20 protein-coding genes and 1 tRNA gene are annotated in these 23,001 nt (G+C 64.1%); 5 read left to right on the top strand and 16 right to left on the bottom strand.

Translation table 11 applies throughout. The features are described from left to right. Positions 1–393: a DNA-directed RNA polymerase subunit omega gene (rpoZ, locus tag QQL87_RS03135; protein WP_006612728.1), complete on the bottom strand. Its 393-nt coding sequence runs from the start codon at positions 391–393 to the stop codon at positions 1–3. A 360-nt stretch (positions 394–753) separates the two neighbouring features. Between rpoZ and QQL87_RS03130 the strand changes: the two genes are divergently transcribed. Both QQL87_RS03130 and QQL87_RS03125 read left to right on the top strand, forming a co-directional pair. Next, complete coding sequence (locus QQL87_RS03130; RefSeq protein ID WP_284419433.1) at positions 754–1,407, top strand: LabA-like NYN domain-containing protein; 654 nt, start codon at positions 754–756, stop codon at positions 1,405–1,407. Next, positions 1,388–2,092 carry a uracil-DNA glycosylase gene (locus QQL87_RS03125; RefSeq protein ID WP_284419435.1) on the top strand — a complete coding sequence of 235 codons (705 nt, stop codon included), beginning with the start codon at positions 1,388–1,390 and terminating at the stop codon, positions 2,090–2,092. Before QQL87_RS03130 ends, QQL87_RS03125 begins: the two co-directional genes overlap by 20 nt. Before the next feature lie 164 nt (positions 2,093–2,256). Here QQL87_RS03125 and QQL87_RS03120 read toward each other — a convergent pair whose 3' ends face one another. The 4 genes from QQL87_RS03120 to dapA form a co-directional block, all read right to left on the bottom strand. Next, positions 2,257–2,841, bottom strand: coding sequence for a peroxiredoxin (locus QQL87_RS03120; RefSeq protein WP_284419437.1), 585 nt, complete (start codon positions 2,839–2,841; stop codon positions 2,257–2,259). Positions 2,842–2,903: 62 nt separating this feature from the next. Further along, positions 2,904–3,377 carry an SsrA-binding protein SmpB gene (gene smpB / locus QQL87_RS03115; RefSeq protein ID WP_015666386.1) on the bottom strand — a complete coding sequence of 158 codons (474 nt, stop codon included), beginning with the start codon at positions 3,375–3,377 and terminating at the stop codon, positions 2,904–2,906. Between the two features lies 1 nt (position 3,378). Beyond that, positions 3,379–3,795 (bottom strand): large conductance mechanosensitive channel protein MscL, encoded by a 417-nt coding sequence (mscL, locus tag QQL87_RS03110; RefSeq protein WP_284419441.1) that lies wholly within the window; start codon positions 3,793–3,795, stop codon positions 3,379–3,381. A gap of 74 nt (positions 3,796–3,869) precedes the next feature. After that, complete coding sequence (gene dapA, locus QQL87_RS03105) at positions 3,870–4,760, bottom strand: 4-hydroxy-tetrahydrodipicolinate synthase (RefSeq protein WP_284419443.1); 891 nt, start codon at positions 4,758–4,760, stop codon at positions 3,870–3,872. A gap of 412 nt (positions 4,761–5,172) precedes the next feature. On the opposite strand from dapA, the gene QQL87_RS03100 reads away from it, so the two are divergent. Then, positions 5,173–7,440, top strand: a complete 2,268-nt coding sequence (locus tag QQL87_RS03100; RefSeq protein ID WP_284419445.1) for a lytic transglycosylase domain-containing protein — start codon at positions 5,173–5,175, stop codon at positions 7,438–7,440. A gap of 128 nt (positions 7,441–7,568) precedes the next feature. Here QQL87_RS03100 and QQL87_RS03095 read toward each other — a convergent pair whose 3' ends face one another. Further along, positions 7,569–9,125, bottom strand: coding sequence for a porin (locus QQL87_RS03095; protein ID WP_284419447.1), 1,557 nt, complete (start codon positions 9,123–9,125; stop codon positions 7,569–7,571). A gap of 727 nt (positions 9,126–9,852) precedes the next feature. Further along, positions 9,853–11,406: a porin gene (locus QQL87_RS03090; RefSeq protein WP_284419449.1), complete on the bottom strand. Its 1,554-nt coding sequence runs from the start codon at positions 11,404–11,406 to the stop codon at positions 9,853–9,855. A 383-nt stretch (positions 11,407–11,789) separates the two neighbouring features. On the opposite strand from QQL87_RS03090, the gene QQL87_RS03085 reads away from it, so the two are divergent. Then, positions 11,790–12,329, top strand: a complete 540-nt coding sequence (locus tag QQL87_RS03085) for a MarR family winged helix-turn-helix transcriptional regulator (protein WP_502871129.1) — start codon at positions 11,790–11,792, stop codon at positions 12,327–12,329. A 166-nt stretch (positions 12,330–12,495) separates the two neighbouring features. On the opposite strand, the gene QQL87_RS03080 is transcribed toward QQL87_RS03085, so the two are convergent. Together QQL87_RS03080 and QQL87_RS03075 are read right to left on the bottom strand one after the other, a co-directional pair. Then, the gene (locus QQL87_RS03080; RefSeq protein WP_284419450.1) at positions 12,496–13,530 is read right to left on the bottom strand and encodes an alpha/beta hydrolase family protein; all 1,035 of its coding nucleotides are present in this window, start codon (positions 13,528–13,530) and stop codon (positions 12,496–12,498) included. Positions 13,531–14,302: 772 nt separating this feature from the next. After that, entirely contained in the window at positions 14,303–15,859 is a 1,557-nt protein-coding gene (locus QQL87_RS03075) for a porin (RefSeq protein WP_284419451.1), read from the bottom strand. 748 nt (positions 15,860–16,607) lie between these two features. Here QQL87_RS03075 and QQL87_RS03070 point away from each other — a divergent pair. Next, positions 16,608–16,701 (top strand) — tRNA-Ser (locus QQL87_RS03070). Between the two features lie 123 nt (positions 16,702–16,824). Here the strand turns inward: QQL87_RS03070 and QQL87_RS03065 are convergent. The 7 genes from QQL87_RS03065 to gatC form a co-directional block, all read right to left on the bottom strand. Beyond that, the gene (locus QQL87_RS03065; RefSeq protein ID WP_284419452.1) at positions 16,825–17,181 is read right to left on the bottom strand and encodes a hypothetical protein; all 357 of its coding nucleotides are present in this window, start codon (positions 17,179–17,181) and stop codon (positions 16,825–16,827) included. A gap of 202 nt (positions 17,182–17,383) precedes the next feature. Beyond that, entirely contained in the window at positions 17,384–17,650 is a 267-nt protein-coding gene (locus QQL87_RS03060; protein WP_284419454.1) for a hypothetical protein, read from the bottom strand. 1,425 nt (positions 17,651–19,075) lie between these two features. Beyond that, positions 19,076–20,554, bottom strand: coding sequence for an Asp-tRNA(Asn)/Glu-tRNA(Gln) amidotransferase subunit GatB (gatB, locus tag QQL87_RS03055; RefSeq protein ID WP_284419456.1), 1,479 nt, complete (start codon positions 20,552–20,554; stop codon positions 19,076–19,078). 6 nt (positions 20,555–20,560) lie between these two features. Continuing rightward, positions 20,561–20,857: a hypothetical protein gene (locus QQL87_RS03050; RefSeq protein WP_284419458.1), complete on the bottom strand. Its 297-nt coding sequence runs from the start codon at positions 20,855–20,857 to the stop codon at positions 20,561–20,563. Then, positions 20,848–22,323, bottom strand: a complete 1,476-nt coding sequence (gene gatA / locus QQL87_RS03045) for an Asp-tRNA(Asn)/Glu-tRNA(Gln) amidotransferase subunit GatA (RefSeq protein ID WP_284419459.1) — start codon at positions 22,321–22,323, stop codon at positions 20,848–20,850. The genes QQL87_RS03050 and gatA overlap by 10 nt, the downstream gene beginning before the upstream one ends. After that, positions 22,320–22,553 (bottom strand): hypothetical protein, encoded by a 234-nt coding sequence (locus QQL87_RS03040; RefSeq protein ID WP_284419462.1) that lies wholly within the window; start codon positions 22,551–22,553, stop codon positions 22,320–22,322. Before QQL87_RS03040 ends, gatA begins: the two co-directional genes overlap by 4 nt. Before the next feature lie 70 nt (positions 22,554–22,623). Beyond that, positions 22,624–22,911, bottom strand: a complete 288-nt coding sequence (gene gatC / locus QQL87_RS03035; protein WP_284419464.1) for an Asp-tRNA(Asn)/Glu-tRNA(Gln) amidotransferase subunit GatC — start codon at positions 22,909–22,911, stop codon at positions 22,624–22,626. Positions 22,912–23,001: the final 90 nt, after the last annotated feature.

The raw sequence follows: 23,001 nt of genomic DNA, 5'->3' as shown, positions 1-23,001 counted from the left end.
TCACTCATCCTCTTCCGGCTGCTCTTCCGGCGGAGCGAGACCCTCGAGACCCTTCAGCAGCTCTTCCTCGGTCATGCGCTCGACGGCGACCTCGGTGTCGTCGGCATCGACGCTGGCGCCGGCGGAGCCGATCAGCGGCACCGTGTCGGGCTCCGGCTCGTCGACCTCGACGAACTTCTGCAGCGAATGCACCAGTTCTTCCTTCAGATCCTCGGGAGAAATGGTCGAATCCGCAATCTCCCGGAGTGCAACAACGGGATTCTTGTCATTATCTCTATCAATTGTAAGTTGTGAACCGGACGAGATCATGCGCGCGCGGTGCGCGGCCAGGAGGACCAGGTCGAACCGGTTGTCGACCTTATCGATACAATCTTCCACAGTGACGCGCGCCATTGTCGCTCCGGTCCTTTGTGTGCTTAATATGCTGATTATGTTGGGCTAGTTATAGAGACTGACCGGTTTTCGCAAGGCCAAACTGGCGGCCGGTCTCTTTAACCAGCGAAGGGTTTCGCTTCCGAGACCCTGCTGGCTGGCGTTCCGGAGCCGCAGAACATGGCTTTGGACAAGAAAACGCTTCATTGCGCGGTCACAAGTGCGCCTTTGTTGCCCCGATCACTCCCGTTTGCGGTAACGTCACACCAGACCAACCGCGCCGTGCCTTGGCGAGTATCCCTTGGCAGTATCTTGACATGGAATGCGCGACCGACGTGAGTTGCGCCAAAAAACAGAAGCTAACCGAACGCGAGACACTGAATGTCATCTTCGACCAATAAGATTGCGCTCTTCATTGACGGCGCCAACCTATATGCGACGGCCAAGACTCTCGGCTTCGACATCGACTACAAGCGCCTGCTCAAGGAATTTCAGAGCCGCGGCACGCTGCTGCGTGCGTTCTATTACACGGCGATCATCGAGGATCAGGAGTATTCCTCGATTCGTCCCCTGATCGACTGGCTCGACTACAACGGCTATACCGTGGTCACCAAGGCGACCAAGGAGTTCATCGACGCCAGCGGCCGCCGCAAGGTCAAAGGCAACATGGACATCGAGCTCGCCGTCGATGCCATGGAACTCGCCGAGCACATCGATCAGATGGTGCTGTTCTCGGGTGATGGCGATTTCCGCTCGCTGGTGGAAGCGATGCAGCGGCGCGGCGTCCGCGTCACCGTGATCTCGACCATTTCGAGCCAGCCGCCGATGATCGCCGACGAGCTTCGCCGCCAGGCGGACGTCTTCACCGACCTGGTCGAGCTGCAGTCCAAGCTGGGTCGCGATCCGTCCGAACGCCCCGCCCCGCGCGAGCCGCGCCACCACTCCCCTCAATTCCTGCAGCGCTCGACCGTGCCAGCCGCACGCACCCCGACGACGACCGCCACCACGTCCAGCGATGACGATTTCGAGGACTAAGACGGTCGCCCGCGGCGCCCGAAAGACTGATTCGGACTCAGGTCCCCCAGCAGCCCATCCGGCCGATCCGGACCGCGACTGTCCGCTGTGTCCCCGTCTGGTCGATTTCCGCAACACGCAGCGGGCGCGCGAACCGGCTTGGTTCAATGCGCCCGTTCCGTCGTTCGGCGATGCGAGCGCGCGACTGCTGATCGTGGGGCTCGCGCCGGGCCTGCAGGGCGCCAACCGCACCGGCCGGCCGTTCACCGGCGACTATGCCGGCGAGCTGCTGTACGGGACATTGCTGCAGTTCGGCTTCGCCAAGGGCAAATTCGAGGCGCGTCCGGACGACGGGCTGACGCTGGTGGATTGCCGGATCAGCAACGCGGTGCGCTGCGTGCCGCCACAGAACAAGCCCCTGCCCGCCGAGATCAACCAATGCCGCAGCTTCCTCGGCGCCAGCATCGCCGCGATGCCGCGCCTGCGCAGCATCGTCGCGCTCGGCCGCATCTCGCACGACACGATGCTGAAGCTGCTCGGCCTGCGCGCCGTCGCCGCCCCCTTCGGCCATGGCGCCGTGCACCAGGCCGGCGGCATCCGGCTGTATGACAGCTATCACTGCTCCCGCTACAACACGAACACCGGCGTGCTCACGACCGAGATGTTCCACGCCGTGTTCGCGCGCGTGAAGGCGGATCTGGATTAGGTCGTCATTGTGTAGGGTGGGCAAAGCAGCCGCCGCAGGCGGCAGCGTGCCCACCATCGATCGGCGCACTCATCAGCAAGGTGGTGGGCACGGCGCCATCGCGATCCCGCGTGTGGAAAGAGCGAGGCAGCGCCTTTGCCCACCCTACTCGGCCTCGCGTTGAACTACGCAGTAGCCACGCGGTTGTCCTTCAGCCACGCCAGCACGTCGCCGGCGTTCCTGTCCGGCGGGAACACCGGATAGAACACGTGGGTGATGCGCGCAGCGTCCACGATCAGCGCGAGGCGCTTGATCAGGACCAGGCCGGCGATCTCCATCGTCGGCAGGCGCAGCGCGTTGGTCAGCTCGAGCTTGTCGTCCGACAGCACGGGAAACGGCAGATGCAGGCGCGCGGCCATTTCGGTCTGATAGGCGTTGCTCTGCGTCGACAGCCCGAACACATGCGGCGCGCCCGCGGCCTTGAGCTCGCCGAACAGGTCGCGGAAGCTGCAGGTCTGCGGCGTGCAGCCGCGCGCGCCAGGAATCATGTCCCAGTCCTCGACCAGAGACACCTTGCCGGGCTCACCGGTTCGCGGATAGGCGAACACCACGGTGCGCCCCGGCAGGGCCGACAGATTCACCAGCGTGTCATCGGTGGCGCGCAGCGCGATCGGGGGAATGCTCATGCCGACCAGATGATCGGCTGCACCGTCATCCGTCGGCGCCGGGATGAGACTCCAATCGACGTTCAACAGGTTTTTCTGATTCATCGGATGCTTGCCCAGGCTTGAAGCGTCCCGCCGAGGAGAGCGCGGCAACGGCTAAAGCCTCGTTACCCGCGCGCCCGCAGCAACCGCCCCTTCTCGCGGCCCCAATCGCGCTTCTTCTCGCTCTCGCGCTTGTCGTGCAGCTTCTTGCCCTTGGCGACCGCGAGCAAGAGCTTGGCGCGGCCGCGCTCGTTGAAATAGAGCTTCAGCGGGATCAGGGTCATGCCCTCGCGGTCGACGGCCCCCATCAGCTTGTTGATCTGCTTGCGATGCAGTAGCAGCTTGCGCGGCCGCTTCGGCTCGTGATTGAAGCGGTTGGCCTGCAGATATTCGGGAATATTGGCGTTGATTAGCCAGATCTCGCCATCGCGCGAATCCGCATAGGATTCCGCGATCGTCGACTTGCCGCTGCGCACCGACTTCACCTCGGTGCCGGTCAGCGCGATGCCGGCCTCGATGGTGTCCTCGATCGCATAGTTGAACCGCGCCTTGCGGTTCTCGGCAGCAACCGTGATCTTGGGCTCGTTCTTGTCTGCCACGTCAGGCTTTCTTCAGGAGATCCCTGATTTCGGTCAAGAGCTCGACTTCGGCGGTCGGCTTCGCCGGAGCGGCGGGCGCAGCCTCCTGCTTCCGCTTCAACTTGTTCATCAGGCGGATGATCATGAACATCACGAAGGCGACGATCAGGAAGTTCAGCGTGATCGTCAGGAAGCTGCCATAGGCCAGCACCGCGCCCTGCTTCTTCGCATCGGCCAGGTTGCCGGCGTTGACGTTCTTGGACAACGCCACGAAGTAGTTCGAGAAATCGAGGCCGCCGGTGATCGCGCCGATGATCGGCATGATGACGTCGCCGACCAGCGAATTGACGATGGCGCCGAAGGCGGCGCCGATGATGACGCCGACCGCGAGGTCGACGACATTGCCCTTCATTGCGAATTCGCGGAATTCCTTCAACATGCGCGTCCCCCCCGTTGGTTTCTTTTGCTATCAAGCCTCGCGAACGTGCCCCTTGCTCGAATTCTGGTCTTATCTCAGTTGATCAGCCCGGCATGAACCATGGCCTCGCGCACCGCGACCCGCGTCGGCTCCGACACCGGCACCATCGGCAGCCGCAGCTTCTCCTCGATCTTGCCGAGCAGCGACAGCGCGTACTTCACCGGCGCCGGATTGGACTCGATGAACAGGTTGGTGTGCAGCGGCATCAGCTTGTCGTGGATCTTGAGCGCGGTCGCGACATCGCCCTTCTGCCAGGCGGCGTGGAACTCCGCGCACAGCCGCGGCGCCACGTTCGAGGTGACGGAGATGCAGCCATGGCCGCCATGGGCCATGTAGCCGATGATGGTGGCGTCCTCGCCCGAGAGCTGGTTGAACTCCTCGCCCAGCGCGGCGCGCTGCTGCGACACCCGCACCATGCTGGCCGTGGCGTCCTTGACGCCGGCGATGTTCTTCAGCTCGAACAGCCGCTTCATGGTGTCGACGGACATGTCGATCACCGAGCGCGGCGGGATGTTGTAGATGATGATCGGAATGCCGATCGCATCGTTGATCGCCTTGAAGTGCTGATACAGCCCTTCCTGCGTCGGCTTGTTGTAATAGGGCGTCACGACGAGCACGGCGTCGGCCCCGGCCTTCTCCGCATGCTCTGCGAGCTCGACGGCCTCCTTGGTCGAATTGGAGCCGGCGCCGGCGATCACGGGGACCCGTCCCTTGGCCTCGGCGATGCACCACTCGACGACCTTCTTGTGCTCGTCATGGCTGAGCGTCGGGCTCTCGCCCGTCGTGCCGACCGGCACCAGTCCGTTGGTGCCTTCGTCGATCTGCCAGCTGACCAGGCTGCGGAACGCCGCCTCGTCGACGGAGCCGTTCTTGAAGGGGGTCACCAAGGCGGTGAAAGAGCCTCGGAAATTCGTCTTGGCTGCCATGAAACTCCCTCCCAACGCGCGTTGCCCCAGAGCGAAGCGCACTTCATACCGGGTCTGGACACAAGGCGGAAGGGCCGCCCTGATCTCGGCTGCCTTCTCAACAGGCACGCGCACCTTTCGAATCAGCCTCGTCCGGCATCGATCCACCGCATCGCCCGCAGCGGCACGAGGTACCGTCCACGCCCGCTTTGGCCGCCGGACCGCTCCTCCGCCGCGTCGGACGGCCGCACCGCCGCCCTTCGGTCGTGATTTCGCCGCGGTGTTGGCGCAGGTTGCAAACGATCCCGGTATATTTAGTATTTGTTCACCTTTTCGATAGACCAAGGTCGTCAGGGATCGAAGTCATCCGCCGCAAAGGAACGCCGTGCCCTTGTCTGCCCGCGCCGCCGCATTGCGATCGACTGCCCTGTCGATGTCTGTCTCGGTGTCTCTGGCCGCCGGCCTGACGCTGGGACTCGGCCTTGGCGCCGACATCGCTCTGGCCAAGGACAAGGTTCCTCTGCCGAAAGCGCGTCCGATCGGGCGCGGCGTGGTTCCCACGACAGCGCCAAAGGATGCCACTGAAGCCAGGAGCAAGGTGGACGCCCGCGCGGAAGCCAAGACGGACATCAAGACAGACACCAAGAGCAGCGCCAAGAACTCTGCGGAGCCGCCCCGGACGGCCCCGAGAGACATCACGCCCGGCGCGGCACCAAGTCTGCCACCGCGGCAGCACGCCGCCCTGCCGGCGCCCCGCAAGCCGACGGCCCCTGCTGCGATCGCGGCGACCTCATCCACGTCGCAATCGGACAAGGATGCGCTCGAAAACGTGATCGAGCTGGTGCGCAAGCGCAAGCCCGACGACGCCACCCAGGTCGAGCAGGCCATCTCCGATCCCGTGGCGCGCAAGCTCGCCGAATGGGTGATCCTGCGCAGCGACAACAACAATGCCACCGTGGAGCGCTACCGCGCCTTCATCGTCGCGAATCCGAGCTGGCCGTCGCAGAATTTCCTGCGCCGCCGCCTCGAGGCGGCGCTGTGGGACGACAAGCGCGACGATGCCGTGGTGTGGTCGTGGTTCGAGAACGAATCGCCGCTGTCGGCCAAGGGCCGGTTTGCGCTCGCCCGCGTCATGCTCAACCGCGGCGACCGCGCCAATGCCGAGCGCCTGGTGCGGGAAGCGTGGCGCGGCGATGCGATGTCGGAGGAGACCGAGAACATCGTTCTCGACCAGTTTGGCGCCCTGCTCTCCGGCGGCGATCACAAGGCGCGGATGGACAATCTGCTTTATGGCAGCGAGCACGAGGCGGCGTTGCGCGCCGCCAAGCGGCTCGGATCGGGTCATGTGGCGCTGGCCAAGGCGCGGATCGCGACCTACCGCAAGGCCGCCAACAGCCAGTCCCTGCTCGAGGCCGTGCCGCGCGAGCTCCATGGCGATGCCGGCTACATCTTCAGCCGCATCCAGCTGCTGCGGCGCGACGAGAACTTCGCCGAGGCCGCGCAGCTGATGCTGAACGCGCCGAAGGATCCCGGACGCCTGCACAATCTCGACGAATGGTGGATCGAGCGCCGCCTGCTGGCGCGCAAGATGATCGACACCGGCGAGTACCGCAGCGCCTATCTCATCGCGCGCGATGCCGCGCTGCCGAATCGCGACATCTACAAGACCGAGCAGGAGTTCACCGCCGGCTGGATCGCGCTGCGCTTCCTCAAGGACCCGGCGACGGCGGCCCAGCACTTCGCCCGAATCGGCGTCGGCAGCGTCAACCCGACGACCCTGGCGCGGGCCGGCTATTGGCAGGGACGCGCGGCGGAGGCGATGGGGCGCATGCAGGAGGCGCGCACGGCCTACACGGCCGCAGCCGAGCAGTCGACGAGCTATTATGGCCAGTTGGCGCGGGCCAAGCTCGGCCTGCCGCAGCTCGGCCTCAACGCCGCGCCGACCGGCCGCGGGCGCGGCGTGGAACGGCTGGAAGTGGTGCGCGCGGTGCAGCTGCTGTACGACCTCGACGAGGGCGAGGTCGCGATCCCGATGTTCGCCGACATGGGCGACAATGGCGATCCGGACGTCCTGCTGGGGCTGGCCGAGGCCGCCGGCCGGCAAAGCGACGCCAGGGCGATGCTGCTGGTCGGCAAGGCCGCGCTCAACCGCGGGCTGCCGTTCGATCATTACGCCTATCCCGTCAGCGGCATCCCGGCCTTCCGGTCGATCGGGCCCGAGGTCGAGCAGAGCGTGATCTTCTCGATCGCGCGCCAGGAGAGCGCCTTCAACCAGGCCGTGGTGTCGCCAGCGCAGGCCTATGGGCTGATGCAGGTGACGCCGGATGCGGGCCGCTATGTCTGCAAGCGCGCCGGCGTCAGCTTCGACCTGAACCGGATGAAGACCGATCCTGTCTACAACGCCCAGCTCGGCGCGGCCGAACTCGGCGGCCTGCTCGAGGACTATCGCGGCTCCTACATCATGACGTTCGCGGCGTACAATGCCGGCCGCGGCAGCGTGAAGAAATGGATCGACCGCTATGGCGACCCGCGCGATCCCAATGTCGACGCGGTCGACTGGGTGGAGCTGATCCCGTTCGCGGAGACCCGCAACTATGTCCAGCGCGTCATGGAGAATCTGCAGGTCTATCGCGCCCGCTTCGGCGGCGGCTCGCGGCTGCAGATCGAGGCCGATCTGCGCCGCGGCGCTGTCGTCGAGTAGCGAGTAGCGAGTAGCGAGTAGCGAGTAGCGAGTAGCGAGTAGCGAGTAGCGAGACTGCACTGGGATGGCCAGTCAACCGCTATTCGCTACTCCCCACTCCCTATTCGCTATCCCCTACTCGCCCATCATCACCAGTTGCGCTGGGCGCGCAGCAGCAGCGAGACCGAATCCTGGTCCTTCAGCTGGTAGGTGGTCGCCGGCTTCGCGACGGCTGCAGCCGCCGGCGCGGTCGCCACGCCTGCGAACTTCTGATCCAGACGGGTCCAGGCGACGTCCGCCGAGAAGGTCAGGTTCTTGACCGGCGTCCAGCGCGTGATCACACCCAGGGTCGAGATGTTGAAGTCCGGGTTGCAGTTCGCGCCGGTGATGCCGAGCGCGACCATGCCCGCACCGTTACAGATCAGGCCCTTCGCAGTCCCGTTGTACCTGACCGCGCTCCAGGAGCCGTAGACCGCCGAGTTCCAGAACGGATCCCAATTGTGGGTGAAGGCGCCGCGGAAGCCGTAGGTCGTCGTCAGCTGCTGCTGAGTGCCCGCGCCGAACACCGAATCAGACACGCCGGCAAAGCCGAGGCTCTGATAGGCGCCGGCCAGATTGCTGCTGCCATACATCGCGTAGTTGATCGGAGCGAGGCTCTGGAAGTTGTAGCGGCTGGCGCCGTTGGTGTAGACGCCCTGGATGTTGAGGGTGTCGCCGGGCCCGGTCGGGATGTTCTTGACCGAGAGGGCGAGCTGACCGGCGAAGCCCCATTTGTCGGCGGGATGGCCGGTGGTCTCGTTCGCACCAAAGAAGGCGGCGTGATTGTCGTGGGCCGCGAAGGAGGCCTGGAACAGTCCCCACGCCTGGTCGACGCGCACCATGCCGACGATGTCGGGCGCAACGTTGCCGCCGAACGTCGACAAGCCGTAATTGCCGCCGATCACGCCGGCGGCGGTCTGCCCTGTCGTGTTCCAGATCTGCGACTGGCCGTACTGCGTCGCATCCTGGGCCGAGATCGCCGCCGTGATGCCCGAGCCGAAGTCCGCCGTGTAGGTGAACTGGTTGACGCCAGTGATGCTGCCGCCGCCGCCGGTCAGGCCGTCGAAATTGTTGCCGGGATAGTTGCTCCAGGGCGCGTCGAACTGCGACACGGCCTTGCCCATGGTGAAGCCCGCAAACTGGATGAAGGCGTAGAACACGCCGAGCGTGCCCCCCGCAATGGCGCCCGCATTGGCGTTGTTCGGTGCAACCGCACCGGAGACACCGGTGCCACCGCCGATCTGCGAGTACACCGTCGAGCCGTTGCCATTGGCGTTGCCGGTGTTGCTGTCGGTCGTCCACTGGAACACGGCATCGAAGAAAGTCCGGACCACGCCGTACTCGGTTGCGGTGCGCGTGTCGATGTTGAAATCGGCGCGCGAGCGCGTCGTATAGTAGTTGCTGAGACGGTTTCGCGCGCCACCGGGCCCGTTCACCGCATTCTGGAACAGCGCATTGGTGCCCAAGCCGGCTTCGGCCCGCAGATATCCACCGAGCTTGATGCACGTGTCCGTACCAGGGATGTAGAAGAACCCTGCTCCGTACATGGAGCAGACCCTCACATATTCGACCGGCTTGGCCTTGATCGGAAGGTCGGCTGCTTGCGCCCCACTGATGGCGAATAGGGCCGCCGCTGAGCCCAGACCAAGGCTCTTCACGATCTTCATATGAACCTCCAAAATTGCTTACCCGCGCAGGCACCGACGAGGAGTCGATACCCGCACGCCCCGATTCAGCCACGTCCAGCGGCCGAACATTGCCCGCCTATAGCGTCGCAGTCGGAACGGTGGCTGGGCGTTTTTGGTATTTTATCGGACCATTATCGTGACGAGGGCCAAGCCCTGGTCGAGGGGCCGATGGTCACAGAACACCGTCGCGCCGGCGAGCGGCCGTCGCAGCGCCCGGATCGATCCAGAGATTCGCCACGATGGCTCCCGCGCGTCCGGGTCGAGCCGAAGATCTGTTGCCGATGATGCCTCGGCTCAGTGCCCCGATCGGGCTGAAGGAGGCCCACTATTGCGGCCGTGGCAGCGATGCTGCTCGGGTCGACCGTCGTGGGACGCAGCTCAGCGTCTTGATCGAACTCCTCCGCGGCTTTGGTTCCCCTGCCCTCAGCCCGGCCTCAATGAGTCCGTGCCGGTTCTCGATTTTTTTGCGCTGACGGCCACGACATTGCGGCAAGCGACATCAAATCGGCGGAGAGCAAATCGTGAAGCTGACCCGTGGCCTACGGAAAAGCGGGGGATTTGTGGATGGCCGGTCGCATCCGTGACGATGATACCGGAAACGGATGGGCGGCACGTTTGAACGCCACATCCAAGGACGGTGCGCGACCAAAAAGAAAAACCCCGGCGGTTGCCCGCCGGGGTTCGCGATCATGATGAGATGATCAGATCAGAAGTTGCGCTGAGCGCGGAGCAGCAGGCTGACCGTGTTCTGGTCCTTCAGATCATAGTTGGCGCCCGGCTTCGCGGTGCCAGCAGCGGCCGGCAGAGCGAGGGTGCCAGCATACTTCTGGTCGAGGTTGAGCCAAGCCACGTCCGCCGAGAAGGTCAGGTTCTTGACCGGAGTCCAGCGGGTGATCAAGCCGACCACACCCAGAGCGAAGTCGGGGTTGCAGTTCGTCATGCCGGCGGCAGCCGCCAGAGCGGTGATGCGACCGCAGATCAGAGCAGCGCCACCGTTGCCGTACTTAACCTGGCCGTAAGCACCGTAGACCGCGGTGTTCCAGTAGGCGTTCCAGTTGTGCGTGTAAGCACCACGGAAACCCCAGGTCTGAACGGTCCGAATGCCCGTGCCGGTGTCGAACACGCCGTCAGACACAGCAGCGAGACCGAGGCTCTGATAAGAGGTCGCGTTCACGTTGCTGCCGTACATGGCGTAGTTCTGAGTCGCGAGGCTCTGGAAGTTGTAGCGCGACGCACCGTCGGTGTAGACGCCCTGGATGTTGATCGTATCGCCAGGACCAGTCGGGATGTTCTTGATCGACAAGGCCAGCTGAGCAGCCCAGCCCCACTTGTCGTCCGGATGACCCGAGGTCTCCGACGCGCCATAGTAGGCAACATGGTTGTTGTGGGCAGCGAACGAAGCCTGGAAGAGACCCCAAGCCTGATCGATGCGGACCACCGCCTGGAGGTCGGGGGCGCGAGTGCCACCGAGCGCGCCGAGGCCATAGCCGCCGCCGCCGAGGCCGGCAGCCGAAATGCCCGAGACGTTGGTCAGGTTGCTCTGGTAGTAGGCAGTCGGGTCGACGGCCGAGACCGAAGCCGTGATGCCCTGGCCGAAGTCGGCCGTGTAGGACAGCTGGTTGACACCGGTGACGGTGCCGCCGCCGCCGGGCAGGTTGTCGTAGTTGTTGCCCGGATAGTTCTGCCAGGGCGTGTCGAACTGCGACACGGCCTTACCGATCGTGAAGCCGGCGAACTGGATGAAGGCATAGTACACGCCGAGCGTGCCGCCGGCGATCGCGCCAGCATTGGAGTTGTTCGGAGCAGACGCACCGCCCACGCCCGTGCCGCCACCGATCTGCGAGTAGACCGTCGAACCGTTGCCGTTGTTGTTGCCGGTGTAGGTGTCGCTGGTCCAGCTGAAGGTCAGGTCAGCAAAGGTACGAACCACGCCGTACTCGGTCGCGGTGCGCGTGTCGATGTTGAGGTCCTGACGAGCGCGGCTGAAGTAGTAGTTGGAGAGGCGGTTGTTCGCACCCTGAACGCCGCCGGTGTTGTTGTTGAACAGACTGCCGTTCATCGAGACTTCAGCGCGCAGATAGCCGCCGAGCTTGATACAGGTGTCGGTGCCGGGGATGTAGTAGAAACCCGCACCATACAGGGAGCAAACCTTCACATACTCGACCGCTTTGGCCTTGATCGGAAGGTCGGCCGCCTGAGCTCCGGACATGGCGAGCAGAGCCGCCGCCGAGCCGAGGACAAGGCTCTTAACCGTCTTCATATAAACCTCCAAGTTGCTCTTTTGAGAAAGAACCGGATCAAGATCCCCCAGGACGACCCGCTTCCTCCGCTCCCGAAAAACCGCTCCAGTCGCTTCGCGCCATCGGACACACCCGCATCACGCGAGGGACTTAAGCGAAACCACCTGTCACGGGACGATCGAGTAACCCCCCACCGTCGTCAGGAACTATGCCTCCGCGCATTCGGTAAGCAAAATAGTTTATGCAGTCAGGTAATTGAATGAAGCCGAAATGTGTCTTGAGGGCAACACCGTGGCAGCTTGTTGTGCACCGCAAGGGGGCCTGCGCATTACCTCCTAGATAAGTGATTTTGCTATGGATTTTTTTTCACTAGGGTCACGGTTCGACTTGGAACTCCTGAGCAATGGCGCCCTCGAACAATACCTCTGCCGCACCTGTGGAAGCGGCCGAACCGCAGCAGATGACTGAACATCTGCCGAAGAATCGCGACGCCATCCTCCGGTTCGCCAGGGAGATCGCTACGATCAACGTCCACCTCGAGGAGCTGAGGTACTTCTGGGCCAAGCGAATCGGGATCAGCGGCCCGCAATGGATGATCCTGATGGCCATCTCCGAGCTGGATCAGGGCGAGGGTGTCGCCGTGAACGCGGCCGCCAAGCGGCTGCATGTCGACCCGTCCTTCGTCACGACTCAGTCCAAGCTGCTTGAAAAGAAAGCCTTCATGCAGCGCAAGCCTGCCCCGGACGACGCGCGGGTGGTCCGGATGTCGTTGACGCCCAAGACGCTGGAGCACTTTGCAGAGCTCGAAGCGCAGCAGTTGCAGGTCTTCGGCTTCATCTTCGAGGAGTTCGATGCGCGGGAGCTGTCGACGTTCACGGACAAGCTGGCGGCGCTGAAGGAGCGCTTCGAAAAAGCCAGCGCCAGGGTCTCGCTCGGCGTCTGACCCCGCGGCTGCGGGCGTGACGAACACGTCCCATGTTGTCTCAGGTTGTATTGTCGCGACTTGTATTATCACGACTTGTATCGTCGCGACCACAGAGCCGCCGGGGGGCTGCGGCCGCAGACGGCTCGGTCGATCTCGCAGCCGTCAAATTGCAGCCGCCGCGCCGTCAGCTCCGCAGCTTCGGCGCAGAGGCGAGACGCGCGGCAATCCAGTCCAAGACTGCGGCGCTGGCAGGTGCATCGTCGGATGCCCCGCCCCGCTGGCTTGCCAAGATCTCCAGCGTGACATCGAGATGCTCGCGCTTCATCTGCGCCACCAGCCGCGCGGCGATGTCGGCGCGCAGCCATCCCGATTCCGGGAAGGCCACCAGGACCGGGCACATGATTTGTCGCGCCACGCGGCAGTCGCTCGCGCTCGGCAGGCCGGCCCGCTCGTCCGGCGTCAGCCGACGCGACAGACAGACCCGCTCGTGAATGTCCCAGAGGCCGGCGTCACAGACCGCGGCGGCGTAGCGCGGATCGCGCGCGATGCCGCGCGCCACGAAGGACGAGCTCCAATCGTCGGCCAGGATCGCGATCCTGGCATCATCGACATCCTCGCGCTCGCAGACATAGTCCATGATGCTGCCGATCGCCGTTTCGAGGTCGCGCCGGCCGACGATCTCGTCGAATCGGCTGGCCGGGCCTGGTCCGAGCAGATCGACGACCAGCAGAGACAGGCCGCGCTCGGCGGCCTGCCCGGCAAACTTCACCAGGGACTTCTCCTTGCGTTGGCCGGGCTCGCACACGCAGACCACCGTCGGCGCCGGACCGTTCCGATCGGGCGCCGGCAGAAAATAGGCTTCGAGCGAATAATCGGCGCGCCAGGGGATCGTGACCACCTCGCCTTGCGGGACGCCGGCGTTGAGACAGTCCACGGCGCAGACTCGGATGCCGGCCGCAACCTCGGCCTGGCGCATGAGACAGCTGCTGAATGGCGATGCCGCGACATCGTAGAGATCGATGGCGCGCAGCCACTTCCGCCGCGCGGTGTCAGGTGATCCTGCGTTGGCCGCGGCGAAGGCCTCGGCCCGCATCGCGTCGGCCGATCGCATCCATTCCTGATACCAGGATTCCTCGTCGTGATCGTCGATACGCTGCACGATCGCCAGGCAATCGGCGAACTCACCCTCGCCTTCCGGAGACGTATCCAGCAAACGCATCACGGCCTCGGAGAGTTCTTCCCTTTGAGACCACGGTCCTAACGCTTTCAGAACGCCTTCCGACCTCATCACGCTCCTCGACCCGTGACGGCTCTAAAATCCGTCATCTGTTCGTCAGACTGTGCTGAAGCGCAAATTTGCGGTCAAGGCACATCAGGACGTTTTTTTACGGATCTTTGTGCTGATTTGGGTGCTTTGGGCGATCAATTGCAGGTGCGTCCGATCAGCGCGGCTTGGCTCTGCGCCGGCAGATCGGTGAACCGGTCCACGCCCTGGCCCGGAGAAAGTCTGATCAGAAACGAAGAAACCCCCGACGGGGCATCGTCGAGGGTTTCGGAGGCTTAACGTTGAACCGTGTCATTCAGCCTGTGCACACTTATCCCTAAGCAGTGACGTTTACAAAATTATCTTATCAACTCATCTAATTTCAATACCCAATCTTCGGAATCGGTAACTTTCTTCTAAGCCATTGTCCTAAATTGGATTTTTATCTACCCAGCCACCGTCCGGCAGCGTTTCCTTCGACCGGGTGACGACGAGTTCGGGTCAGGTGTCTCATCGGAGACAAGGCTCAGACGCCGGTACTGCCATGCCGAATCCGCTTCTCCCACGGCCGATCCCAGGGCGAATGGCGGAACCGCGTCCCTTCCCCTTTGTTGCCGCCGCCCGGCTGATGGTCGCAGCGCCAATCGTCCAGCACCAGCGCAGCGCAAACAAAAACCCCCGGCAGTTGCCTGCCGGGGGTCGTTGAAACCTGATCCGTCGATCAGGATCAGAAGTTGCGCTGAGCGCGGACCAGCAAGGACACCGAGTTCTGGTCCTTGAGCTGGTAGGTCGCAGCCGGCTTCGCGATGGTGGCCGAACCCGGATAGGCGATGTTGCCGGTGTACTTCTGGTCGAGGTTCGTCCAGGCAACGTCAGCCGAGAAGGTCAGGTTCTTGACCGGGGTCCAGCGGGTGATCAGGCCCAGCGAGGAGATGTTGAAGTCGGGGTTGCAGGTGAAGCCTGCGCCCGCGATCGTCGTCATCGCCGCGCTGCCGCAGATCAGGCCCTTGGCAGTGTCGTTGTACTTCACGGCAGCCCACGAACCGTAGAGTGCCGAGTTCCAGGTCGGGCTCCAGTTGTGGGTATAGGCACCACGGAAGCCATAAGTGGTGGTCAGCTGCTGATCACCGCCGTTGACGAACACCGCGTCGCTGACGCCAGCGAAGCCGAGCGTGCCGTAAACGCCGGCAGTGCTGCTACCACCATACATCGCGTAAGTGGTGGGGTTGAGTTGCCCCTCGTTGTAGCGGCTCGCACCGTTGGTGTAAGCGCCCTGGATGTTGATGCTGTCGCCAGCGCCGGTCGGAATGTTCTTGATCGACAAGGCCAGCTGAGCTGCCCAGCCCCACTTGTCCGACGGGTGACCCGAGGTCTCGGAAGCACCGTAGTAGGCGGTGTGGTTGTCATGCGCCGCGAACGACGCCTGGAACAGACCCCAGGCCTGGTCGACACGGACCATGCCGACGATGTCCGGAGCAACGTTGCCACCGTAGGAGCTGGAACCGTAAGCGCCGCCGACGATGCCGGCCGCGCTGATGTTCGAGACGTTCCAGAGGTTGGTCTGGGAGTTCGCGGTCCCATCCTGCGCCGAGATCGCGGCGGTGATGCCCTGGCCGAAGTCCGCCGTGTAGGTGAACTGGTTGACACCGGTGGTGTTGTTGGAGCCGCCCCACAGGCCGTCGAAGTTGTTGCCGGGATAGCCGGTCCAGGGCGCGTCGAATTGCGACACGGCCTTACCCATGGTGAAGCCGGCGAACTGGATGAAGGCGAAGTACACGCCGAGCGTACCACCGGCGATAGCGCCAGCATTGGCGTTGTTCGGAGCACTTGCACCGCCGACGCCCGTGCCGCCACCGATCTGCGAGTAGACCGTCGAGCCGTTGCCGTTGGCGTTGCCGGTGTAGGTGTCAGAGGTCCAGGTGAAAACCGACTCGAAGTAGGTACGGACCACGCCGTACTCAGTCGCCGTGCGCGTGTCGATGTTGAGGTCCTGACGAGCGCGGCTGTAATAGTAGTTGCTCAGGCGGTTGTTCGCACCGGCAACGCCGTTGACGGCGTTGTTATAGGAGCCGTTGCTGGCAAATGCCGTCTCGGCGCGCGTATAGCCGCCGAGCTTGATGCAGGTGTCGGTGCCGGGGATGTAGTAGAAGCCAGCGCCGTAAAGCGAGCAGACCTTCACATACTCGACCGCCTTGGCCTTGATCGGAAGGTCAGCTGCCTGAGCCCCGGACATTGCGACGAGAGCGGCCGCCGAGCCCAGGACAAGGCTCTTGATCGTGTTCATAGTGTTAAACCTCCAAGTTGCTCAGTCAGGGAAGGTTCGCCTCCGCTGGGTGTGAGACACCCTTGGGTTCGTACCGTTATCCCTCTTCGACCCGTCGCTCAGCCGCTTCGCGCTATCGGACACACCCGCATGAACGCGAGGGACTTGAGCGAACGACCTCAACGGGACGACGTCGGGATGCCCCCCTTCGTCGTGAGACGCAGAATTACCGAAGGCCTTTGCACACGCAACAAAGGAACCATCATTGCGGCCGCCAGCGGGCGCCTTTTTGGACCGGTGTTGCACAAAAGGCACGAGACCGTGGTTCTGCGGGAACCGCTAAGCTTCTGTTTATGTTATGGTTTTGTAACAACGCAATCTTGGGTGCTTAGGCGCAGCCACACTCGCCCGGCAGGAACCGGGCGCAACTCAGGCGTCCCGGGCACCGAATCCCGGCGCCGGCGGCGGGAATCGAACCGACGCCGAAAATGGTGTGGCGAGTTGGCATCAGGCCGGCGAGACAGCCGTTGAGAGGAGAAAGGGAGACAAGATCGCAAGCGGTGCGAGCCGCCAAATGGTCTTGGCCCGCGACCATGCCCATCGTCCCCGCCCGTCGGGCTGAGGGACTGCCTTGTCATGGTGAGAGCCAGGACCGATCGGCGCTCCTCCCGACACGGCAAGGCTAGCGCGCACTCCTGTGAGGATTTCGAAACCCGTCGCAATCTGCCGCTTGCGGCTCGGCGCGTCGTCGGGCATACCGACGCCAGCCGGAGACGTGGCCGAGTGGCTGAAGGCGGCGGTTTGCTAAACCGTTATAGGGTTGTAAAGCCCTATCGAGGGTTCGAATCCCTCCGTCTCCGCCATATCCCCCTCGGACATTCTCGCCGCGAATCTGATGCCTGGCGCCGCGGGCCGAATGCTTCGGCGGTCTGTGACAGCCGCGCGCCGCCGAAACCGTTCTCCGCGTCACCCGGACAACGCGCAGGTCAGTCGAACAGGCTGCGGCCGATGTTGATCACGAAGGCTGCGGGGACACCGATGACGGCGCCGATGAAGCCGTAGCCGACCGCCGCCCACCAGGACGCCGCGCCCCCTGCTCCCATCACCGCACCATAGAATGTGCCGAGACCGGCACACAGCGCGGTCACCACGACGAGACGGCGATCATTGGCGGCTTCGATCCGCAGCCGCTGCAGCTCGCGCCGGCTCTGCACCGCCGGCCCCGCCGGTTCGGTCGACCCGCAATGCGGACACGCCGTAGCGCTGAACGAAACGCCATGGCCGCAGTCATGGCAGTCGATCAGTTCCTGCCGTCCCGCTCGTCGCTGCTGCGCCTGCGCCATGCCATCGATCCCGCTGCCTGCGTCACCTGCGACGACAGATAGGAGATTTATGGACGCAGGACGAGGCTTGCTGCCGGCAGGACAAAAGGAAGTGGATCGGTCATCCGGCCGGGCGATCCCGACGTCGCAGCGGCCCGAAGCCCCGGCCTCGCATTCATCCGGTCACGGAGCTGCAAGGCCGGCGAGCCGTCGCGAAGCGTCATCAACGCGCGCTCATCCAGGCGCGCGCCTCGCGCTGCGCAGCCGCGATCTCGGCATCCGACATCTGCTCGGCGATCTCGCGGCGCATCGCGGCCGCATCGACGCGCCCCTTGAGGGCGGCGAGGTTGAACCATTTGTGCGCAGCGATCAGATCGACCGCTCCGTCGCGGCCGCTCGCATAGAGCATGCCGAGCTCGAACAGCACGTCGCCATTGGCGCCCTGCTCGGCGGTGGTCACATCAACGAAATCGAGTTGTCCCTGAAACATCGTCGCTCTCCTTCATCACAGAGAGGCGGCTCCCCTGGAGCGCAGCCCCCGTCCAACTGTTCAACGCCTGGTTAGTCCCCATGCCGTTTGACGGCTTATGCGCGAAGGATGCGGATCAAGTTTGAAAGGCAGTTTAAGCATCGTGCTGAAGGAAGCCTGAACGGAAACGGCCCGATCTTTCGGGCCGGCGTACAAATCATTGATTCAGGCGGGGTTTTCTGAAGCGGCAAAGAGCGGTTTACCGTTCTGTTTGGCAAACCTCTAACCATCCGCGAAACGCGATGGCGCGGCCGTTGCAACCGTCGGCATCGGCACCGCAGCGGCGCCCTCGATGCATCCGGCGCGCAGACTCGCGCACGACCACGCTCCTGATCGAGCCAGTCATGCCCGCCACGGCAACGGCAGAGCCACGGCCGCGCGGCGCGTGTCGGCTGCATGTGATGAAGTTTGGGAAAGGGTCATCTCGGGCACGCCGCCATCGGGCGGTGCCAGGATCGAGGGCGTCGGCGAACACGTCAGGATCAGATCTCACTCTGGCTGGAGAGCCGCTCGTGAGATTGCAGACCGGAAACGCGATCTGCACCGAACGAAGAAATCCTGTTTCTTCTGCCGGACCGCACCGCGAGCGAAGCCGCTCTCGATTTCGATCCGACCGTTGACCTGATGTCTCGCCGACACCCTCTATCGTCAATGGAGCTTCAGGAGATCTGCCCGGCTCTCGAGGGAGCTTCAAGCGGACCTAACGTTCCAACGACGTGCCGGCATCAGCTGCCGGACTCATCTCGCAGCGGACTGCGAGAGTTACTTCTTCTTGGCGACCTTCTTGGTCTTCTTGGCAGTCTTCTTCGCCGCGGTCTTCGCGACCTTCTTCACTGCCTTCTTCGCCTTCTTCGCTTTCTTGGCCATGTTGCCCTCCGATGTGAGATGGCTTAGTCGATGCGTGCAGTCGGGAATCGAACTGCACTCCTCATCGATACACCAACGAGTGAAAAAAAACAGCTTCCGGCTTAAGGAAGTGTTGACACGCGCGCGCGCCTACGGCTGACGAAACGCGCGAAGCAGCGCGTCGCGCGATGACGGAATCGAAAGCGTCGATCGCGGCAGGCGCGCGCCGGCTACTAATAGCCATCGCGAAAAAAGCCTGCACTACAAGCCATTTTCAGAATCGCTGCTCGCGTAGCTCGAAGCCGTCGGATGCGCGGCACCGCGCGCGGACTCGCGCGACGAGCGGTGCTCGCGGACTCTGAGTCGTAAATTTTGGCAACGAAAAAATTTTCACTGCACACACCCTCGTGTGCGTTCGAGCGCTCGCCAAAGGTGGCTTTTTTGCGAATCGCGCGCGGCGATTCGCCGGATGCGATCGCCAAACAGAAACGGCGCACACCTCGGTGCGCGCCGTCGGAACGAAGAACAGCGGTCGTCGTTTCAGATGCCGAGCTTGCTCTTCAGGAGATCGTTGACCGCCTGCGGGTTGGCCTTGCCGCCCGACGACTTCATCACCTGGCCGACGAACCAGCCGGCGAGCTGCGGCTTCGCCTTGGCCTGCGCGACCTTGTCCGGATTGGCGGCGATGATCTCGTCGACCACCTTCTCGATCGCGCCGAGGTCGGTCACCTGCTTCATGCCGCGGCTCTCGACCAGCGCGCGCGGATCGCCGCCCTCGCTCCAGACGATCTCGAACAGGTCCTTGGCGATCTTGCCGGAGATGGTGCCCTCCCCGATCAGCGCAACGATCGCCGCGAGCTGGGCCGCAGCGACCGGAGAGGACGCGATGTCCAGGCCTTCCTTGTTGAGCCGGCCGAACAGCTCGTTGATCACCCAGTTGGCGGCGAGCTTGCCGTCGCGCGCCCGCTCGGACAGCGCCTCCAGCACGCTCTCATAGAACGCCGCGCTCTCGCGCTCGGCCACCAGCACCGAGGCGTCGTAGGGCGACAGGCCGAGATCGGCGATAAAGCGCGCCTTCTTCTGGTCCGGCAATTCCGGCAGCGCCGCCTTCAGCTCGTCGACGAAGGCCTGGGTAAACTCGAGCGGCAGGAGGTCCGGGTCCGGGAAGTAACGGTAGTCATGCGCCTCCTCCTTGGAGCGCATCGAGCGCGTCTCGCCCTTGTCGGGATCGAACCGGCGGGTTTCCTGCTCGATCACGCCGCCGTCCTCGATGATCTCGATCTGGCGCCGCGCCTCCGCCTCGACCGCCTGGCCGATGAAACTGATCGAGTTGATGTTCTTGATCTCGCAGCGGGTGCCGAGCGGCCCGCCCGGCTTGCGCACGGAGACGTTGACGTCGGCGCGGAGGCTGCCCTTCTCCATGTCGCCGTCGCAGGTGCCGAGATAGCGCATGATCGAGCGCAGCTTGGTCACATAGGCCTTGGCCTGCTCCGCATCGCGGATATCCGGCTTGGAGACGATCTCCATCAGCGCCACGCCGCAGCGGTTGAAGTCGATGAAGGACAGCGACGGCGACTGGTCGTGCAGCATCTTCCCAGGATCCTGCTCGATGTGGAGGCGCTCGATGCCAACAGTCGCTGTCCTGCCGCCGTCGAGCTCGACCGTGATCTCGCCCTCGCCCACGATCGGGTCCTTGTACTGGCTGATCTGGTAGCCCTGCGGCAGGTCGGGGTAGAAATAGTTCTTGCGGTCGAACACGGAGCGCAGATTGATCTTGGCGTTCAGCCCGAGCCCGGTGCGAACCGCCTGGCGCACGCACTCCTCGTTGATGACCGGCAGCATGCCCGGCATCGCCACATCGACCAGCGAGACGTGGCTGTTGGGATCGCCGCCGAACGCGGTCGAGGCGCCGGAGAACAGTTTTGATTTCGAGGTCACCTGGGCATGGATCTCCATGCCGATCACGACCTCCCAGTCGCCGGTGGCGCCCTTGATCAGCTTGCCGCTGGTTGCCGTCATGGCCCTCTAACTCCCAAGCAGTGCGGAGACGATCCGCTCGAATTCGATATCCAACGCATCGGTCGCGATCTTCTGCCCGGCCTGGCGATACCAGTAGGCGGCATTGCCGAGATCGCCCTCGACGCGATGCAGATGCGCGTGCGCCCAGGCCGCATCGCGGCCGGTCTCGTCCTGAATGATCCTGTGCGCCCGGTCCCAGTCGCCCTTGCCCAGCCACCACAGACCCGTCAGCACGGGCGAAAGGCCGGTCGCGGGCGCGGCGCCCGCGAGGCTCGTCTTGAAGTCGGGTAAGCTCACCACCACCGAACGGGCGTGAAGCGTCCCGCCGCCTGCTCGATGACCTCGCCGAGCGAGAACAGCGTCTCCTCGTCGAACGGACGTCCGATCAGCTGCAGCCCGAGCGGCAGCCCCTGCGCATCCTTGCCCGCGGGCACCGCGATGCCCGGCAGGCCCGCCATGTTCACGGTCACCGTGAAGATGTCGTTGAGATACATCTCGACCGGATCGGCGCCGCCCTTCTCGCCGATGCCGAAGGCGGCCGACGGCGTCGCCGGCGTCAGGATCGCGTGGACGCCTTTGGCGAAGCAGTCCTCGAAATCCTTCTTGATGAGGGTGCGGACCCTCTGCGCCCGGATGTAGTAGGCGTCGTAATAGCCGGCCGACAGCACGTAGGTGCCGATCATGACGCGGCGGCGGACCTCGGCGCCAAAACCCTCTGCGCGGGTGTTCTCGTACAGCTCGCCGATCGACTTGCCGGGCACGCGCAGCCCGTAGCGGACGCCGTCATAGCGGGCGAGGTTCGAGGACGCCTCCGCCGGCGCCACGATGTAATAGGCCGGCAGCGCGTATTTGGTGTGCGGCAGCGACACCTCGACCAGCTCGGCGCCGGCGGCCTTCAGCCATTCGGCGCCCTCGCTCCAGAGCTTCTCGATCTCGGCCGGCATGCCGTCGAGCCGATATTCCCGGGGAATGCCGATCTTCATGCCCTTCACGGACCGGCCGATCGCGGCCTCGTAGTCCGGCACGGGGATGTCGACCGAGGTGGTGTCCTTCGGATCATGCCCCGCCATCGAGCGCAGCAGGATCGCCGCGTCGCGGGTCGTGCGCGCGATCGGACCGGCCTGGTCGAGCGAGGAGGCGAAGGCGACGATGCCCCAGCGCGAGCAGCGGCCATAGGTCGGCTTGATGCCGACGGTGGCGGTGAACGCGGCGGGCTGGCGGATCGAGCCACCGGTGTCGGTCGCGGTCGCGCCCATGCAGAGCAGCGCGGCGACGGCCGAAGCGGAGCCGCCGGACGAGCCGCCGGGCACCAGCGTCGTGTTCGAGCCCTCGCGGCGCCAGGGGTTGCCGACCGGGCCGAAGCACGAGGTCTCGTTGGACGAGCCCATCGCGAACTCGTCATTGTTGAGCTTGCCGAGCATGACCGCGCCGTCGCGCCACAGCTGCGAGGTCACGGTGGACTCGTAAGGCGGCACGAAATTGCCGAGGATCTTCGAGCAGGCCGTGGTGCGGACGTCCTTGGTCGCGAACAGGTCCTTGATCCCCAGGGGAATGCCGGCCAGCGGCCCGCCCTCGCCCTTGGTGATCTTGGCGTCAGCCTCGCGCGCCATCGTGCGCGCCTGGTCCGGCGTCTCCAGCACGAAGGCATTGAGCGCGCGGGCCTCCTCGATCGCCTTGAGATGGGCGTCGGTGAGCTCGAGCGACGTGAAGGTCTTGCTGTCGAGACCCTTGCGGGCCTCGGCGAGCGTCAGCGAAGTCAAATCGGTCATTTGTTGATCGGGCTGCAGAAGAACGGGGAGAGCGTCTTGTCGTCGGCGGCGTCGTCCGCGAAGAACTTGTTCTTCTTAGGGGGAGCCTTGTTGGCATTCGCCGCCTCGAGCTGGTCGAGGATCTCGTTGACGGCCTTGTCCGGATCGGCGGCCTTGCCCTGCCGCTCCATCGCGTCGAGATAGTCCATATAGGCCTTGTAGGCCGCTTCATCGTCGCAGAGCAGGCACATCGGCGTTGGCTCGCTTGTCGGTTTCGGCTGGGCTCGGTCGCGGCATCTCCGCGACCGGTCCAATCCCTGGCTATTCCACGACCTTCGGGACGAGAAAGAAGTTGTTCTCGGTCGCGGGCGCATTCTTGACGATGTCGTCGGCGATCTCGCCGTCAGTGACGACGTCCTGCCGCTTCTTCATCGCCATCGGCGTCACCGAGGTCATCGGCTCGACGCCCTCGACATTGACCTCCGACAGCTGCTCGACGAAATCCAGCATCGCGTTGAGCTCGCCCTGCAGATGCGGGACCTCGGCGTCAGTGACTGCGATCCGCGCCAATTGCGCGATCCGGCGGACGGTGGCGGCATCGACCGACATTATATAGGGCCTCACGGGAAACAGTGAACCCGCCCTATAGCAGAGGCCGGTTTCGCGCCGCAACCGGCAGCCGCGGGACTTTCCCGGGGC

It is taken from the genome of Bradyrhizobium sp. SSBR45G (genome assembly GCF_030159255.1).
GTDB lineage: Bacteria > Pseudomonadota > Alphaproteobacteria > Rhizobiales > Xanthobacteraceae > Bradyrhizobium.
The sequence above is the reverse complement of the archived record's forward strand: the minus strand, read 5'-3'. Positions and strand labels throughout refer to the sequence as shown.

Bases quoted from the DNA above. Each gene is read 5' to 3' on its own strand.
- rpoZ (WP_006612728.1), bottom strand. From the start codon at position 393: ATGGCGCGCGTCACTGTGGAAGATTGTATCGATAAGGTCGACAACCGG.
- QQL87_RS03130 (WP_284419433.1), top strand. From the start codon at position 754: ATGTCATCTTCGACCAATAAGATTGCGCTCTTCATTGACGGCGCCAAC.
- QQL87_RS03125 (WP_284419435.1), top strand. From the start codon at position 1,388: ATGACGATTTCGAGGACTAAGACGGTCGCCCGCGGCGCCCGAAAGACT.
- QQL87_RS03120 (WP_284419437.1), bottom strand. From the start codon at position 2,841: ATGAATCAGAAAAACCTGTTGAACGTCGATTGGAGTCTCATCCCGGCG.
- mscL (WP_284419441.1), bottom strand. From the start codon at position 3,795: ATGTTGAAGGAATTCCGCGAATTCGCAATGAAGGGCAATGTCGTCGAC.
- dapA (WP_284419443.1), bottom strand. From the start codon at position 4,760: ATGGCAGCCAAGACGAATTTCCGAGGCTCTTTCACCGCCTTGGTGACC.
- QQL87_RS03100 (WP_284419445.1), top strand. From the start codon at position 5,173: ATGTCTGTCTCGGTGTCTCTGGCCGCCGGCCTGACGCTGGGACTCGGC.
- QQL87_RS03095 (WP_284419447.1), bottom strand. From the start codon at position 9,125: ATGAAGATCGTGAAGAGCCTTGGTCTGGGCTCAGCGGCGGCCCTATTC.
- QQL87_RS03090 (WP_284419449.1), bottom strand. From the start codon at position 11,406: ATGAAGACGGTTAAGAGCCTTGTCCTCGGCTCGGCGGCGGCTCTGCTC.
- QQL87_RS03085 (WP_502871129.1), top strand. From the start codon at position 11,790: ATGGCGCCCTCGAACAATACCTCTGCCGCACCTGTGGAAGCGGCCGAA.
- QQL87_RS03080 (WP_284419450.1), bottom strand. From the start codon at position 13,530: ATGCGTTTGCTGGATACGTCTCCGGAAGGCGAGGGTGAGTTCGCCGAT.
- QQL87_RS03075 (WP_284419451.1), bottom strand. From the start codon at position 15,859: ATGAACACGATCAAGAGCCTTGTCCTGGGCTCGGCGGCCGCTCTCGTC.
- QQL87_RS03065 (WP_284419452.1), bottom strand. From the start codon at position 17,181: ATGGCGCAGGCGCAGCAGCGACGAGCGGGACGGCAGGAACTGATCGAC.
- QQL87_RS03060 (WP_284419454.1), bottom strand. From the start codon at position 17,650: ATGTTTCAGGGACAACTCGATTTCGTTGATGTGACCACCGCCGAGCAG.
- gatB (WP_284419456.1), bottom strand. From the start codon at position 20,554: ATGACGGCAACCAGCGGCAAGCTGATCAAGGGCGCCACCGGCGACTGG.
- gatA (WP_284419459.1), bottom strand. From the start codon at position 22,323: ATGACCGATTTGACTTCGCTGACGCTCGCCGAGGCCCGCAAGGGTCTC.
- QQL87_RS03040 (WP_284419462.1), bottom strand. From the start codon at position 22,553: ATGTGCCTGCTCTGCGACGATGAAGCGGCCTACAAGGCCTATATGGAC.
- gatC (WP_284419464.1), bottom strand. From the start codon at position 22,911: ATGTCGGTCGATGCCGCCACCGTCCGCCGGATCGCGCAATTGGCGCGG.